The sequence below is a fragment of the Granulicella sp. L46 genome, from assembly GCF_009765785.1.
Classification (GTDB): Bacteria; Acidobacteriota; Terriglobia; order Terriglobales; family Acidobacteriaceae; genus Granulicella.
The window spans coordinates 189,516-205,535 of record NZ_LMUT01000025.1 but is presented as its reverse complement, the minus strand read 5'-3'; the positions used below and the strand labels follow the sequence as shown (position 1 = coordinate 205,535).

Sequence of the window (16,020 nt, the reverse complement as noted above, 5' to 3'; positions counted from 1 at the left end):
GAGAGTAGTGAGTCCTCGCATCTGTTCCCGTTGTCACGCCCTTCTGCATCGCGAAGATGAAGGCGCCCTTGTCTATTGCTGGAACTGCGGAGCACCGCAGGTGCAGCTCTCCGAAGAGCTGCGCGACCAGATCGATCAGCAGATCACTGCCCAGAAGGCCGCCTCCAATCCTCTCGCCGAGCCGACCCCGCAGCCCATCGCCCCCAGCTACGCCATCGTCTGGCGCGGGGCCATTCAGACCGCCGCTTTGGCAGGAGCCATCGCCGCCGCGCTTGCCCTTCTCTCTTTCGCTCTTCCGCCTGTCACCCTGCTTTCTTTCTTCTGGTTCATCTCCGCCCCGATCATCGTGATGGGCGTCTACAGCTCCCGCTTTCGCAAGACGCGCATTACTACCGGGTTTGGCGCGCGCCTCGGCCTCCTCACCGGCCTCTTCATCCTCATCGTTACCTCGACCCTCAACACCATCGGCCTCGTTCTCCAGCGCTTCGTCTTTCACTCCACCGCCGAGCTCGACACACAGATCGAAAAGCTGTTTGCCCAGGTGCACACCAACTTCGCCACGCAATCGCAACAGTCCATCAAAATCATGAGCGATATGCTCGCCATCCCGGAGTTCCGCGCCGGCATCTTGCTCAGCAGCATTTTCTTCGGCTTGGTGCTCTATCTCGCCTACTCCGCGACGGCCGGCGCCTTTGCCGGGTATCTCCGCTCCCGCTCACCGCGCGCCTGACCTCGCTCCCCCGCACGTTGTCCCGATACTCGCCCACTCCCTCTCAGGCGCGCGCTGATCGATACCCTCCGCTGCTATCATGAAGGGCAAACCATGAGCGATCTCACCAGTTCCGCCGCAGCCACTCCCTCCGACTCCAAGCCACACCTCCGCGAGAAGGGCCGCCTCATGTCCGCCTCCGAGATTGAGCGCACCCTCGTCCGCCTTGCACATGAGATCGTCGAGCGCAATAACGGCAGCGCCAACCTCGGTCTCATTGGCATCAAGCGCCGCGGCGTTCCGCTTGCCCAGCGCATCGCCAAGCTCATCGGGACCATCGAGAAGTCTCCCGTCGATACCGGCGTCCTTGACATCAGCTTCTACCGCGACGACCTTTCCACCGCAGGCCCACGCCCTGTCGTCGAAAAAGGCGACATCGGCTTCGACGTCAACGGCCGCGACATCATCCTCATGGACGACGTCCTCTACACCGGGCGGACCATCCGTGCTGCCCTCGATGCCCTCTTCGACCAGGGCCGACCCAAGAGCGTGCAACTGCTCGTCCTAATCGACCGCGGCCATCGCGAGCTTCCCATTGAAGCCCGCTTCATTGGCCGTACCGTCCCCACCTCGCGCCGCGAAATCATCGAGGTTAAGCTCCGTGAGATCGATAGCGACGAACAGGTTCTCCTCGTCGAGCTCGCCGACTAGCTTCTCGAGCGTCCGCACGAAGCCGCATCGGCATTAGTTCCTCTGTAGCTCGCCAGCCACAATCGAGAGACGGCTTCCCGTTTTCTCGCATATCGCAGGCACACATCTCTGCGTCCTTCGCATGTGACCTTGCATCTGTATCTGGAGACAACGCCATGAGCCAGGAATCCCTCAATCAACTCGACAACGAGCTCGACGCCAATACCGTCGAAGCCGTTCCCGTGCCTGCGCCCAACGCCCCAGAGCCACTCAGCATGGGCGCGGTGCTCCGCGTCGTCACCATGCGCCGCCTCTGGTACGCGCAGATCGTCTCCACCTTCGGCGACTTCCTCGCTCTCTTCGCTGTCATCACCTACATGACCTTCCGGCTGCACGCGACACCGCAGCAGGTCACCGGCATCCAGATCGCCTACCTTCTGCCCATCGCGCTCATCAGTGTCATCAGTGGCGTCTTTGTCGACCGCTGGCCCGTCAAAACGACGCTCGTCACCAGCGACTTCATCCGCGCCGGCCTCTGCCTGTTTCTTCTGCTGGTCCACAGCGTTTACGGCTTTTACGCTGCGCTGGCAGCTATCAGCGTCGTCTCGAGCTTCTTCAGCCCCGCGCAGGGGGTTGCCATCCGCTCAGCAGTGCCATTGCATGGACTGCGCTCAGCCAATGCGCTCATGCAACAAGTGATGTTCATCATGCGCATCATTGGACCGTCCGTAGCCATCCTGCTGGTCGGCGCCTTCGGTGCGAAAGTCTGCTACTACCTCGACTCCGCCAGCTTCATCGCATCCGGCTCCCTCATCGCCTCGCTCTCTCTGATTCTTCCCAGGAAGGCTCCGCCCGCTCCTGTCGACGGACAGCCCGCCGTCAAGGAAAAGACTGGTATTCCGCGTATCCTCGCCGATATGAAAGTGGGCGCCGGCTTCATCCTCCATCACGCAGGTCTTCTCTTTGTCATCGTCGCCCTGGCCGCCGGCATGTTCGTGATGGGTTGCTTCGGCCCACTCATCGCCGTCTATGTTCGCGACGTCCTGAATGCGCTCACCAAGACCTACAGCATCGTGAGTGCCATGATCGGCTTCGGTCTGCTCATTGGCGTCAACTCCCTTAACGCCTTCGCCAAGAAGATGAGCAACACCCTGCAGGTCTACCTCGGCTTAGGCGGCATCGCTCTGGGAACCCTTCTACTCGCAGCCATCCCCACCGTCGCGACCGCCATCCTTGGCTGCTTCCTCATCGGCTTCGCCGTCGCCGGCATCATCGTTCCTTCGCAGACGCTAGTTCAACAGGAGACGCCACCGGAGCTCATGGGCCGCGTCGGTTCCACGCTCATGTCAGCCATCTTTAGCGCGCAGATACTCGGCTTGGTACTCTCCGGAATCCTCGCGCAGCACACCAGCATCCGCGGCGTCTTCGGCTTGTGCACCGCGCTTCTTGTCGCGCTCATCATCGCCGGCAAGCTATGGATGGAACCTGCCGAACATCCTGCCCTCACCTAATTATTTCTTCGAGAACGACCGCACCAACACAACCATGTTCCAAAGATCATCGGTCTTCGCCCGATCCCCTTCTGCAGGCATCTGGCCCACACCGTTCTTGATGATGTAGAACAGCTCACCATCTGTTTTAGTCTGCAGCGCCGCGGGATTGCTCCAGTCCTTCAGATCCATCTTCAATTGCACGGCCAGTTCGCCTTTTCCGTTGCCGTTCGCTCCGTGGCACATCAGGCAATCGTAGCTATACATCTTTGTCGCATGGGCCCTGCCCTCTGCAGTGGGCCTTACCGGGTTCGTCATGTGCACAGCTTCTGGAGGAATGACCAACGCAGCTGGTGCAGCCGCAGGTTGTTGCCCTGCTCCCACAAATAAGAACAGGGAGAACAGCAAAAAGGGAGGAAACATAGAACGCTCCTGTTGAGTAGCGCCCTAACTATACCCCTGGTTGGGGCCACCCGCCAGCTCACTACGTCCTCAGCGTTCCACCTTCTACCCTGCCAGTCAGTGACTTCTATCACCCGGCCCGGTCTTCCATCCATCAGCGAACCAGCGGATCAATCCTTTGCTTGCGCTGCCCGAGCAATCAGTACCGCCGTGTATGCAGCACCAAACCCGTTATCGATATTCACCACCGTCACATTCGGGCTGCAGGAATTCAGCATGCCCAGCAGCGCCGTCGCGCCACCAAACGAGCCGCCATACCCAACCGACGTCGGCACCGCGATCACCGGAACCCCCACCATTCCACCCACAACCGAAGGGAGCGCGCCCTCCATCCCCGCACACACGACCACCACATCGGCCGCCGTCATTTCGCTCCGCACCGCCAGCAGACGATGCAATCCCGCCACGCCAACGTCATACATCCGCGACACCCGTGCGCCAAACGTCTCCGCCGTAACCGCAGCCTCTTCCGCCACGGGGAGATCACTCGTCCCTGCACACACCACCGCAATGTGCCCCTTGTTGCCTTCCGAAGCCGGCGTCTGCCGCAGACTCACCGTCCGAGCCACGGCGTTATGAACAGCCCCCGGATACGCGCGTACCAGCGCATCCGCAGTTCCCGGCTCGACGCGCGTCACCAGCACATCCACTCCATCAGCCAGCAGACTCCCGAAGATCGCCAACGTCTGCTCCTGCGTCTTGCCCGCCGCATAGATCACCTCCGGCAACCCGCTGCGCAGGCTCCGATGGTGATCCACGCGCGCATGTCCCAGATCCTCGAACGGCAGCGATGCCAGACGTTCGGCCGCAGCCGCCGGCGACAGGCCTCCGCACTCAACCTCCGAAAGAATCTTCAGCAAATCATTCCGTTTCATGACGCAACCTTGCCCCCGACCTTCGCACCCTCGGTCGCTGTCTGCGCATACGCTGCAATCGCCGCCTGCTGCACCTGTTTCAGCGGAATATCACAGCGCACCGCAGCAGCACGACAGTCTTCAAACTCCGGCGCTGCGTTCATTACTTCGCCGTCGAGCTTGCCAATCTTCACACGAATCTCTCCATACGGCGTCTGCACCGCCAGATGATGCCGCTCCAGGCAACTCCGCTCGTCGCGCCGAATCCTCATCCCCAGCGTGCTGGTCTCGCGCAAAATCAATCGTTCCAACTTCTGCTGAGTTTTGTCGCTGCACAAAACAGTGAGCAGCGTTCCCGGCCGACCTTTCTTCATGATCACCGGCGTCAGCATCACATCCATCGCGCCCGCAGCCAGCGCCGACTCCGCCACCCACGCCAGCACCTGCGGCGACAGATCATCGAGCGCCGTCTCCAGCACCGTCACCGTATCCGTCTTTGTATTTTCTTCCGCCTCGCCAATGCTGATCCGCAATGCATTCGGAAACCCCTTCGGATTCCGCGAGCCCGCCCCATAGCCGATCCGTTCCACGCTCATCGCCGGCTGCGCCCCGAACACCGGCTCCAACATCCGCACCAGCGCGGCACCCGTGGGCGTCACCAGCTCCTTCTGCACATGCGCCGAGTAAGTAGGAAATCCGCGCAACAGATCAGCCGTGGCCGGGGCGGGCACCGGAAACGTTCCGTGCGCACACTTCACCATGCCGCCACCCACATTCAGCGGCGAGCAATACCACGCATCCACCTTCAGATACTCAATTCCCGCACAGGCCGCAACAATATCGACAATCGCATCCACCGCACCCACCTCGTGAAAGTGAATCTTCTCAACATCCACGTTGTGAATCTTCGCCTCGGACGCACCCAGCAAACAGAACGTCCGGATCGCCCGCCCCTTTACAGCCTCCGCTAATGGCGCCTTCCGGATTAGCTCGCGAATAGCCGACAGCGAGCGTCCATGCGAATGCTCGTGCTTATGCTCGTGCGTGTGTTCATGCTCATGTGTATGACTGTGCGTGTGATCCCCCGCGCGCGCATGGTCGTGCACCACTTCCGGCACGCGCTCCTCCGCCACAGACGCGCCCTCCATCACCTGCACTCGCGTACACGAAATCCCGCTACGATCCACCGTCTCGATCTTGAGGCTCGCGCCCAACTCCAACGCCGCGGTCGCCTCCTGCAATACCCCCGCCGGAACCCCAGCATCGATCAACGCACCGAGAAACATATCGCCGGCAATCCCGGCGAAGCATTCTAAATAAGCAATCCGCATGAACTCTCTTTCAATAGTGGAAACACGTGTGTGGGATGTCCTAAACCTGACAGCGGATAATCCAAGTCCGCCTATCCAGCCTGCGCAATGGCCGTAACCGGCAACACATCGTTCATCGAACCAGAGCGATACCCCTGCGTGTCCAACGTGGAATACAGAAACCCCGCAGCACGCACTGCCTCCGTCATCCGATCCAGCATACTCAGCGTCAGCGCCCGCTCAAGATCTTCCCTTGCGACCTCAACACGCGCAAGATTTCCATGGTGCCGCACACGCACTTGCGCGAACCCCAGCGCATGCAGCGCCTCTTCCGCCCGCTCCACCTGCGCAAGATTCTCCGCCGTCACCTCACGGCCATACTCAATCCGCGACGACAAACAAGCACTCGACGGTTTATCCGCAAGCGAAAGCCCGGCCTCGCGCGCCAGCACCCGAATCTCCTGCTTGCTCAGCCCTGCATCCACCAGCGGCGCCAACGCTCCGTGCATCTCTGCCGCCCGCTGCCCCGGTCGAAACTCCCCGCGATCATCCATATTCATTCCGTACGCCAGATGCTCAAAGCCCAGCCGTGCCCGCGCCTCTTCCATCTGCGTAAACAGTTCGTTCTTGCAGTGGAAGCATCGTTGCGCATCATTGCGCGCGTACTCCGGCTTCTCCAACTCATTGGTCTGCAGCACCTGCACCGGAATGCCATGTAGCCCTGCAAACGCCATCGCGTCCGCCAGCTCCTTACGCGGCAGCGACGGCGAATCCGCAATCACCGCGAGCATCCTCTCGCCCAGCACTTCGTGCGCCGTATACGCCAGGTACGCGGAATCCGTGCCGCCGGAATATGCAACCAGCAACGAGCCAGCCGAAGCAAGATTCTCCCGCAGCAACTCCGATTTGTCCTTCAAATCCATCGTGGTCTCAGCCTTTGCTGCGATCCGTAAACCGGAAGAAGAGCGACTGCTTCGCCACCGGCTCCGCAAGCTCATTGATCGATGCCATCTGCGATGCCGAGAGGGGTGTGAAGTTGGCGGCAAGGTGAACGTTCTCCTCCAACTGCGCCACCGAGTCGCAACCAATGATCACCGTGCTCACCGGGTGCGTCAGCGTGAAATACATTGCCTCGCGCATATTAATCACACCCGGTCGCGTAGCAATCGCCGACCCCTCCCACGAGTGCCGCTGCGCGTCCAAAGGCGGCGGCGTCCAGTTCGACAGCAGCCGCCCGCGCGCCGGAACCTTCATCCCGATAATTCCCATCTGCTTCTCAACCGCCAGCGGCAGCAGCGCGTCGGAAAAACTATAGATATGCGAATCTGCCGCATTCAGAGCCAACAGAATCGTGTCGAAGGGATGCCGGTTGATCGCATCGATCAGCGCATCAGGCCGATAGTGCCCCGTGACTCCGAGGAACCGCACCACCTTCTGCTCCTGCATCTCGATCAGCGCTTCCATCGCGCCGCCCTTCGCAAAAATCGCGTCGACATCCTCAGGCAGCCCGACATCATGCAACTGCCAAAGGTCCACATGGTCCGTGTTCAGCAGCTTCAGAGACTTCTCGATCATCCGCAGCGAACCCTCGCGCGTCCGCTCCTTGGTCTTCGTCGCCACAAACGCCTCGTTGCGACGCCGCTTCATCACCTGGCCGTAATACTGCTCACTCCACCGATCCGGCCCACCGTAAATCGACGACGTATCCATATAATTCACGCCCAGATCCAGCGCTCGCTCAATGATCGGCACGGCCACGTCAAAATTGTTTGGCTTCTCCAGCGCCGCCTGCCCGCCAAGGCTGAAGATCCCCACCTTGTAGCCGGTCTTGCCCAGGTTCCGCGTCGGCATAGCCGTCAGCGTTCTCGGATTATCCGGAAGCGCACCAAACTCTTTGCCTGCCTGTGCATCGGCGGGCATGGCAGCCTGCGCCAACAAACCAGCTGCCAGAGCTCCACTCTTCTTCAGAAAACTACGGCGATTTCCAGCGTTTGGCGGATTGGCCATCAAAGGAGCCTCCAGGCTCAACTGACTCCGATTCTATTCCAGCAGTAGGATTTCTGGTTACAGCGGGCTCCCTGTCGGATCTACTGTAGCCACAGGAGTCTGCGTTGTTGGCAACTGCCGCCGCGCAGGCTCCGCCGGTGTCGGCTCCAAAGGCTCCGTCGTCTCCTGGTCTCCAATATTGAAAACCGGCGTCCCCTTCGGCAGCTTCAGTCGACCATCTGCCAGGTACGCCACCACCGCGGCCCCCGTCACCGCAGGCGCAAGAATCGTCATCGGAATCAGATACTTCTTGCTCTTGACCAGCGACTCCGTCACACCATCTACCGCGTGACTGCGCGGAATCGTGCCCGGCACCTGTGGAATCACAAACGCGCTCATGTTCACGTCTGGATACTTCTGGCTGTACGCCACCAGCGATCGTGCGACCTGCTTCGGCGTCATCAGCCCGAAATCGGCGATGAAGTTGCGGTGAACTGCATGCGGCATATAAATGTCCAACACCATCCGAGAAAAATCCGCGCAGTTATGAAAGAGCAGGTTGAAGTGGCCAACGTTCTTCCGATCGTTGAAGATCGCCATAAACCGTTGGTCCTGCTCGGCGGTGCTATCCACCTGGAACCCATGCATCGTACGGATATACGATTCGCCCACCAACTCATTCCACTCACCCTTGGGAGCTTCACCCTTTTTGTTATCCGGAGCCAGGTCCATCAGGTGCGCCTTGCGATACGCATCCTGCAACGCTGCAACCTGCTTCCGATCCGCAGCGGCTGGGATATCGCTGAGATTATCGACAGCATACAGATACCCGACCAGTGGCACCGCAATCCAGTCATAACCGTCCACCTTGTGATACCGGCTGATGACCACACCATACTCGCCCTCGTGGCAAGCCCGAAGAGATGTAGGCGAGTCCGCGCAGACGTGATTCAAATAAATTGCCGCATGGCCCGTAGGATTCATCGCGCCAAATGCCCCGTAAGGCTCTTCCATCAGCAACGCCACTGATGCGTGCGCTGTCCCAGCCGTCACCAGGAAGCATCCAAATAGACAGCCGACGACTGCCATCGTTCGTCGAAACATCCTATTGCCGTGCCGCACCACTGCCTCGCATTTAACCATCCCTGTTTGGATGCAAATCATTGACTCGTGGCGGGTTAAATCTTCTTTGAGCGCGATATGCGCACCACAATAAAAGGACTTAGCCGCTACAGGTCGGTCGATTGTTCCACTCTCGGATCCCCGGAAACTTTCAGCGAACCCCGCCCCACCGCGGGGTTCGCTGTAGTCCATTAAGCGTTGTACGTGGACGACGACACGCGGCCCCCGTGCCCCGTCCAGTTGGTGTGGAAGAACTCGCCGCGCGGCTTGTCCGTCCGCTCATACGTATGTGCGCCGAAGAAGTCGCGCTGCGCCTGCAACAGGTTCGCCGGCAACCGCGCCGTGCGGAAGCCATCGTAAAACGCCAGCGCCGTAGAGAACGCCGGTGTCGGCACGCCCAACTCAATTGCCTTGATCAGCGCCTTCCGCCAGCTACCCTGATACTTATTCAGCGCGCTCGAGAAGAATTGATCCAGCAGCAAATTCTCCAGGCTCGGATTCTTGTCAAACGCGGCCTTGATGTCGCTCAGGAAGATACTGCGAATGATGCAGCCGCCGCGCCACATCAGCGCGATGCCGCCCATGTTCAACTTCCAGCCAAACTCCTTCTCGGCCGCGCGCAGAAGCATGTAACCCTGCGCGTAGCTCACCATCTTCGAGCAATACAACGCCCGGCGCACCAACTCAATGAACTCTGCACGATCACCAACGGCCACCTTCTCCGCCGGTCCCTGCAACACCTTCGAAGCCTTCACGCGGTCATCCTTCAACGCCGACAGGCAGCGCGCGAACACGCTCTCGCCAATCAGCGTCACCGGCATGCCGAGATCGAGCGCCGAAATCGCCGTCCATTTGCCCGTACCCTTCTGTCCCGCCGTGTCCAGAATCTTGTCCACAATCGGCGTTCCATCCTCATCCTTCTTGGCAAAGATGGTCGCCGAAATCTCAATCAGGTAGCTATCGAGCTCGCCCTTGTTCCACTCCTTGAATACCTCGGCAAACTCATCGGCGCTCAAGCCCAGTCCATCCTTCAGCAACTGGTACGCCTCGCAGATCAGCTGGATATCGCCATACTCAATGCCGTTGTGCACCATCTTCACGTAGTGGCCGGCGCCATCTTCACCCACCCAGTCGCAGCAAGGCGTTCCGTCTTCCACCTTGGCCGAAATCGCCTGGAAGATCTCCTTCACATGCGGCCACGCAGCAGCATTGCCGCCCGGCATAATCGACGGACCAAATCGCGCACCCTCTTCGCCGCCGGAAACGCCCGTCCCGATAAACAGGATGCCCTTCGCCGCCAGATCCTTCGTCCGACGATTGGAGTCGGTAAACAGCGAGTTGCCGCCGTCGATAATAATGTCGCCCTTATCGAGGAACGGCAGAATCTGCTCAATCGTCTTGTCCACCACATCGCCGGCCTTCACCATAATCATCACGCGGCGCGGGCTCTTCAACAGTCCGCACATCTCTTCAATCGAGTGCGCACCCACAACTTCGGTGCCCTTAGCTTCCTCGTTGATGAACTCATCCACCTTCGATACCGTGCGGTTGAACACCGCCACCTTGTATCCGTGATCGTTCATATTCAGAACAAGGTTCTGTCCCATGACTGCAAGCCCGATCAATCCAATGTCACAACTTTCCTTCGACATAAATCGTTCTCCATGTGCAGATCGCAGCTCTTGGCGCAATCCGTTTCGCTACCGTTAGAGGCTTGCTCAACGATCGAGCGCAGCCTGGGTGGACAAGTTAAGGTAATTCCTTCGCGACCCCACTTATTATCATATCCGCCGCATTCCCAGCTACGTGACGGCAAACACAGCGCGATTCTGCCCCTGCGATCTCGAATCGAAGAAATTCATGATCCGTCCTCAAGACGAGCGACTGAACGCTCGTCGCCGCAAGCGCAGCGCCCTCATGGTACGGTTTTGTAGACGTGATGCTCCAACCTCACTCGGAGCATCACACCCCTCAAGGCAACTCGATGCGTCCGTCCCTACGCTCCCTCTTCAACGACCAACCCGGCAACACCCGCGCCAAGATCATCGCGATCTACGCCATCCTCGCTGCCTTCAACCTCGGCGCCTGGGCCTGGGCTGTCATTGCCTTCCACCACTTCCCTGTCCTCCTCGGCACCGCCTTCCTCGCCTACAGCTTCGGCCTCCGCCACGCCGTAGACGCCGACCACATCGCCGCCATCGACAACGTCACCCGCAAGCTCATGCAGGAAGGCAAACGCCCCGTCGCCGTCGGCTTCATGTTCTCGCTCGGCCACTCCACCATCGTCGTCATCGGGTCGATCGCCATTGCGGCGACCGCCCTCGCCCTCCAACATCGCATCGATCACATCCGCGACATCGGCAGCATCGTCGGCACGCTCGTCTCCACGCTCTTCCTCTTCGCCATCGCGATCGTCAATCTCATCATCCTGCGCGCGGTCTTCCGCACCTTCCAGTCCGTCCGCCGCGGTGAGCCCTATATCGACGAAGACTTCGACCTCCTCCTCGGCAGCCGCGGCTTCCTCTCCCGACTCTTCCGCCCCGTCTTCGGCCTCATCCGCAGCAGCTGGCACATGTACCCCCTCGGCCTGCTCTTCGGCCTCGGCTTCGACACCGCCACCGAAATCGGCCTGCTCGGCATCTCCGCCGCCGAAGCCTCTAAGGGCCTTCCCCTTATCTCCATCCTCGTCTTCCCCGCCCTCTTCGCCGCCGGCATGTCCCTCATCGACACCACCGACAACATCCTCATGCTCGGCGCCTACGGCTGGGCCTTCGTCAAACCCATCCGCAAGCTCTACTACAACCTCACCATCACCTCTGTTTCAGTAATCGTAGCCTTCGCAGTAGGAGGCATCGAAGCTCTCGGCCTCATCGCCTCGCAACTCCACCTCGACGGACACTTCTGGTCGCTCATCGCCAAGCTCAACAACAACTTCGGCGTCCTCGGCTACTTCATCATCGGCCTCTTCGCTCTCGCCTGGATCCTCTCGGTAGTCATCTATCGCTGGCGCCGCTTGGATGACATAGGGGACCACCTCGAGCTAGCCACACCCCTCCCCACCACGACTGAATCGAAATAGCTGACCTGCCAACCCTTCCTCGGCGTCCGTATACTGTCCTCGCTCGTATAAGTACCGTGGCCCAACAATGAAAATAATCTCCCCCAAGCTCTTCGCAGCGCTTCTCCTCGCGCCCCTCGCCGCCCTGGCGCAGCAGCCCCGACCCGCCATCACCGGCATCTCTCACATGTGCGTCTACGCACACGACCTCGCCGCCTCCGACACCTTCTACGGCCACATCCTCGGAGCCACCAAGGCACCCGACCCCCAGGATCCCACCGGCGCCCGCTACTACTTCAGCCCCACGCAGTTCGTGGAAGTCCTTCCCCTCCCCGCCGACCACACCATCAGCCGCATGGCCTGCGTCGCCTACACCACCACCGACGCCGCCGCTCTCCGCAGCTATCTCGCCGCGCACAACCTCACCCACCTCTCCGAACTCCATACCTCCACCGACGGCGCGCACTGGTTCGACACGCAGGATCCCGAAGGCAACAAAGTCCAATTCCTCCAGCCCACCCACGCGCACGCCGTAGCGATCACGACGCACCCCATTAGCACCCGCATCATCCACATGGGCTACCTCGTCCACAACCGCGCCGACGAAGATCACTTCTACCGCGAGCTCCTCGGCTTCCGCCCTTATTGGTACGGAGCCATGAAGCCCGAATCCCTCGACTGGATTTCGCAGCAAGTCCCCGACGGCCATGACTGGCTTGAGTACATGATGGTTGGCGACGGTTCTGACACTCCCATCGACCACCTCAACGAGCGCGAGATCGGCGTTCTCAATCACTTCTCGCTCGGCGTCCCCAACATGGAGCAGGCCGTCACCACTCTCTACCAGCAGGACCGCCTTTCCCCGCGCCACGACGGCCCGCAGATGGGCCGCGACGGTAAATGGCAAGCCAACCTCTATGACCCCGACAACACCCGCGTAGAGCTCATGGAATTCCAGCCCGTCTCCAAGCCCTGCTGCTCCGACTTCACCGCCTCCAGCCCCACCCACTAACGTCTTCTCTCCACCCTGAGGGCCAAGTGCCCATGGATCCGATGAACCGAATTCGTCGCCGCTCCTTCCTCAAATCCCTCGGCGCCGCTGCTGCCGCTTCGACGCTCCGGCCGCAATTGCACGCGCTATCGTCTTTCGTGCAGGAACCTCTCTCAGCGACTTACACCGCACCGCCCATCCTCCTCAACCAGCTAGGCTATCTCCCCAACCACGCGAAGCTCGCGACGGTTCTGTTGGCGAAGATGCCCAGCCAAACGACACAACCAACAACCTTCCGCCTACGCTCTGAAAATCACGCCGTAGTCTTCGAAGGCAAGCTCTCCACTCCATCTCTCGACGCCGCCTCCGGGGACACCACTGCCCAAGCCGACTTCTCTTCCATCACCAAGCCTGGTCTATACCAACTCGATGTCGAAGGCACCCTCTCCGACCTCTTCACCATCGCCCCCACCGTCTACGCAGAAGCCCTGCGCCTCACCATGCGCAGCTACTACGGTCAGCGCTGCGGTTGCGTAGTCGATCTAGGCAACGGCTACCACCACCCAGCCTGCCATCACGACGGCGCCTTCGACCCCACCTCTGGCCGCTCCGGCTCCGTCCCCAACACCGGCGGCTGGCACGACGCCGGCGACTATGGCCGCTACATCGTCAACTCCGGCATCACCACCGGCACGCTCCTCTGGGCATGGGAGATGTACCCCGACGCGCTCCACTCCCTCAAGCTCGACATCCCCGAATCCGGCATCACCCTCCCCGACTTCCTGGCCGAAATCAAATGGAACCTCAACTGGATGCTCTCCCTCCAGGACCCAGCCGACGGCGGTGTTTGGCACAAGCAAACCAGCCTCCACTTCTGCGCCTTCATCATGCCGCAGGACGACCACCTCCCCAGCGAAATCATCGGCACCGGCTCCGCGCCCTACAAGAGCACCTGCGCCACCGCCGACTTCGCCGCCGTCATGGCCATCGCCGCGCGCTGCTACCACCCCTTCGACCCCACCTTCGCCGCCCGCTGCCTCGCCGCCGCGCGCCTCGCCTGGACCTGGGCCCGCGAACACCCCAACGTCCCCTTCATCAACCCGCCCACCGTCCTCACCGGCAACTACGGCGATCCCGACTGCAGCGATGAACTCATCTGGGCCTCCGCCGAGCTCTATCACACCACGTTGGAATCGCAGTACGAATCCGCCTTCCTCGACTCCATCAAGCCCCTTCTCCCCAACCTCAAGATCACTGTTCCCTCCTGGAACAACGTAGCCTCCCTCGGCCTCTGGGCCTACGCCTTCGCACCCAGGCACAAGCTGAGTCCCGTCGTCGAGGCAATCCAGCAAGCAACGCAAACCGCAGCCGCCGAACTCATCGCCCGCACGCGCACCAGCGGCTATGGCACCACCCTCTCGCTCGCCGACTACCACTGGGGCTCGAACTCCAACGCCGGCAACCAGTCGCTGCTGCTACTCGTCGCGAATTATTTCCAACCCAACAAAGCGACGGTCGACGCGGCCCTCTCCAACCTGCACTACCTCCTCGGCCGCAACTGCTTCGGCGTCTCCTGGGTCACGCAACTTGGCCAACGTCCATTCCAGCATCCCCACCACCGCCCCAGCGCAGCCGACGGCATAGTCGCCCCGTGGCCCGGCTTGCTATCCGGTGGCCCCAACGCCTACGGCGGTGACGCCATCGCCGATGCCCTCCCCAAAGCTCCGCCCATGCGCATGTGGCTAGACGACCAGCGCGCCTACTCCGTGAACGAAATCGCCATCAACTGGAACGCCCCACTAGTCTTCCTGCTAGCCGCCGCCAACAGCTCCCGCCCCTAGGTTGTTGCTCTTGCTTCTGTTCTTGCCGTTGCCTTTCTTGCTGTCCTTCCCTTTGGGAATGCGCCTTGTCTTTCTTTGACTTTCTAAAAGAAATTGTCATTCCGAGCGAAGCGAGGAACCTGCTGTCTCCCGCTCTTGCCTTTGCTCCGATCGCCTAACCTCATCCCGGCTAGTCAACTCACCGCCGCCTTCAGTGCCCCCTTCGCAGCCTCCAACACCAGCTCAACCTCAACCTCCCCATGCGCCGCACTCACAAACGCCGCCTCATACTGGCTAGGCGGCAGCCACACACCCCGCTCCAGCATCCCGCGATGAAACCGCGCAAACATCGCCGTATCCGACGTCGCCGCACTAGCAAAATCCGTCACCCTCTGCGGCGTGAAGAACCATGTGAACATGCTCCCCACCATGTTCGTGGTCATCGCAATCCCCTCTTGCGCCGCCAGCTTCGCTACACCCTCCACAATCGCCGTCGTCGTCTCCTCCAGCTTCGGATAAATCTCCGCTTGCCCCTCCAGAATCGCGGACAACGTAGCAATCCCCGCAGCCATCGCCAGCGGATTCCCGCTGAGCGTTCCCGCCTGGTACACCGGCCCCAGCGGAGCCAGGCAATCCATCACATCCGCCCGCCCACCAAACACTCCCACCGGCAATCCTCCGCCAACAATCTTCCCGAGCGTCGTCAAATCCGGAAGCCCACCAATCTCCTCCGCAAAGAACTCCTGCGCACCACCAGCCGCCAACCGAAACCCAACCATCACCTCATCAAAGATCAGCAACGCCCCATGCTTCCACGTAATCTCCCGCAGCCCCTTTAGATATCCGGGTTCCGGCAGGATCGTCCCCGCATTCCCCACCACCGGCTCCAAAATCACGCAAGCGATCTGATCGGGATGCGCCGCGAACGCCGCCTCCACCGCGGCCAAATCGTTATACGGCAGCGCCAGCGTATGCATCACTGTCTCTGCCGGCACGCCCGCCGATCCCGGAATCCCAAACGTCGCAATACCACTCCCCGCCTTCACCAGCAGCGCGTCCGCATGCCCGTGATAGCAACCCTCAAATTTAATAATGAAGTTCCGTCCCGTAAACCCGCGCGCCACCCGTATCGCCGACATGCAAGCCTCCGTCCCCGAGCTCACAAACCGCATCTTCTGCACGGACGGATAACACCGCTGCACCAGCTCCGCTAAATCCGCCTCAGCCGCCGTGCTCGCTCCAAACGACGCACTCTTTCCCGCCGCCTCGCGAATCGCCGCCACCGCCGGTGGAAACGCGTGCCCCAGCAACATCGGCCCCCACGACCCAAACATATCCACAAAGCGATTACCGTCCGCATCGAACAGGTACGCGCCCTCGGCACGCTCCACAAACGGAGGATGCCCGCCAACCGCGCGGAATGCGCGCACCGGGGAATCCACACCACCCGGCAGAAATCCTTCAGCGCGCTGCTGTAACTGCGCTGACCGTGCAAAAGAAAGTGCCATATTCCTCAGTATAGAAGTCG

Annotated in this window: 14 protein-coding genes; 6 read left to right on the top strand and 8 right to left on the bottom strand. The window is 60.7% G+C overall.

Translation table 11 applies throughout. The features are described from left to right. Nucleotides 1-7: 7 nt before the first annotated feature. The 3 genes from GSQ80_RS20855 to GSQ80_RS20845 all read left to right on the top strand — a co-directional run bounded on the left by GSQ80_RS20855 (nucleotide 8) and on the right by GSQ80_RS20845 (nucleotide 2,910). The gene (locus tag GSQ80_RS20855; RefSeq protein WP_158789584.1) at nucleotides 8-730 is read left to right on the top strand and encodes a hypothetical protein; all 723 of its coding nucleotides are present in this window, start codon (nucleotides 8-10) and stop codon (nucleotides 728-730) included. 93 nt (nucleotides 731-823) lie between these two features. Beyond that, on the top strand, nucleotides 824-1,420 hold the full coding sequence (pyrR, locus tag GSQ80_RS20850) for a bifunctional pyr operon transcriptional regulator/uracil phosphoribosyltransferase PyrR (RefSeq protein WP_158789583.1): 597 nt from the start codon (nucleotides 824-826) through the stop codon (nucleotides 1,418-1,420). A 155-nt stretch (nucleotides 1,421-1,575) separates the two neighbouring features. Next, nucleotides 1,576-2,910 (top strand): MFS transporter, encoded by a 1,335-nt coding sequence (locus tag GSQ80_RS20845; protein WP_158789582.1) that lies wholly within the window; start codon nucleotides 1,576-1,578, stop codon nucleotides 2,908-2,910. Here GSQ80_RS20845 and GSQ80_RS20840 read toward each other — a convergent pair whose 3' ends face one another. The 7 genes from GSQ80_RS20840 to gnd all read right to left on the bottom strand — a co-directional run bounded on the left by GSQ80_RS20840 (nucleotide 2,911) and on the right by gnd (nucleotide 10,275). Continuing rightward, nucleotides 2,911-3,312, bottom strand: a complete 402-nt coding sequence (locus tag GSQ80_RS20840; protein WP_158789581.1) for a cytochrome c — start codon at nucleotides 3,310-3,312, stop codon at nucleotides 2,911-2,913. 149 nt (nucleotides 3,313-3,461) lie between these two features. After that, entirely contained in the window at nucleotides 3,462-4,226 is a 765-nt protein-coding gene (gene larB / locus GSQ80_RS20835) for a nickel pincer cofactor biosynthesis protein LarB (RefSeq protein WP_158789580.1), read from the bottom strand. Then, entirely contained in the window at nucleotides 4,223-5,536 is a 1,314-nt protein-coding gene (gene larC / locus GSQ80_RS20830; RefSeq protein WP_158789579.1) for a nickel pincer cofactor biosynthesis protein LarC, read from the bottom strand. Before larC ends, larB begins: the two co-directional genes overlap by 4 nt. 71 nt (nucleotides 5,537-5,607) lie before the next feature. Further along, complete coding sequence (gene larE / locus GSQ80_RS20825; RefSeq protein ID WP_158789578.1) at nucleotides 5,608-6,438, bottom strand: ATP-dependent sacrificial sulfur transferase LarE; 831 nt, start codon at nucleotides 6,436-6,438, stop codon at nucleotides 5,608-5,610. A 7-nt stretch (nucleotides 6,439-6,445) separates the two neighbouring features. Continuing rightward, on the bottom strand, nucleotides 6,446-7,522 hold the full coding sequence (locus tag GSQ80_RS20820) for an aldo/keto reductase (RefSeq protein ID WP_158789577.1): 1,077 nt from the start codon (nucleotides 7,520-7,522) through the stop codon (nucleotides 6,446-6,448). Nucleotides 7,523-7,579: 57 nt separating this feature from the next. Beyond that, entirely contained in the window at nucleotides 7,580-8,590 is a 1,011-nt protein-coding gene (locus GSQ80_RS20815) for a hypothetical protein (RefSeq protein ID WP_158789576.1), read from the bottom strand. A 224-nt stretch (nucleotides 8,591-8,814) separates the two neighbouring features. Next, nucleotides 8,815-10,275, bottom strand: a complete 1,461-nt coding sequence (gene gnd / locus GSQ80_RS20810) for a decarboxylating NADP(+)-dependent phosphogluconate dehydrogenase (protein WP_158789575.1) — start codon at nucleotides 10,273-10,275, stop codon at nucleotides 8,815-8,817. Between the two features lie 332 nt (nucleotides 10,276-10,607). Between gnd and GSQ80_RS20805 the strand changes: the two genes are divergently transcribed. The 3 genes from GSQ80_RS20805 (at nucleotide 10,608) to GSQ80_RS20795 (ending at nucleotide 14,513) form a co-directional block, all read left to right on the top strand. Beyond that, entirely contained in the window at nucleotides 10,608-11,702 is a 1,095-nt protein-coding gene (locus GSQ80_RS20805; protein WP_158789574.1) for a HoxN/HupN/NixA family nickel/cobalt transporter, read from the top strand. A 67-nt stretch (nucleotides 11,703-11,769) separates the two neighbouring features. After that, nucleotides 11,770-12,693: a VOC family protein gene (locus GSQ80_RS20800; protein WP_158789573.1), complete on the top strand. Its 924-nt coding sequence runs from the start codon at nucleotides 11,770-11,772 to the stop codon at nucleotides 12,691-12,693. A gap of 41 nt (nucleotides 12,694-12,734) precedes the next feature. Further along, nucleotides 12,735-14,513, top strand: a complete 1,779-nt coding sequence (locus GSQ80_RS20795; protein ID WP_158789572.1) for a glycoside hydrolase family 9 protein — start codon at nucleotides 12,735-12,737, stop codon at nucleotides 14,511-14,513. Between the two features lie 173 nt (nucleotides 14,514-14,686). On the opposite strand, the gene hemL is transcribed toward GSQ80_RS20795, so the two are convergent. Continuing rightward, nucleotides 14,687-16,000 carry a glutamate-1-semialdehyde 2,1-aminomutase gene (gene hemL / locus GSQ80_RS20790; protein ID WP_158789571.1) on the bottom strand — a complete coding sequence of 438 codons (1,314 nt, stop codon included), beginning with the start codon at nucleotides 15,998-16,000 and terminating at the stop codon, nucleotides 14,687-14,689. Nucleotides 16,001-16,020: the final 20 nt, after the last annotated feature.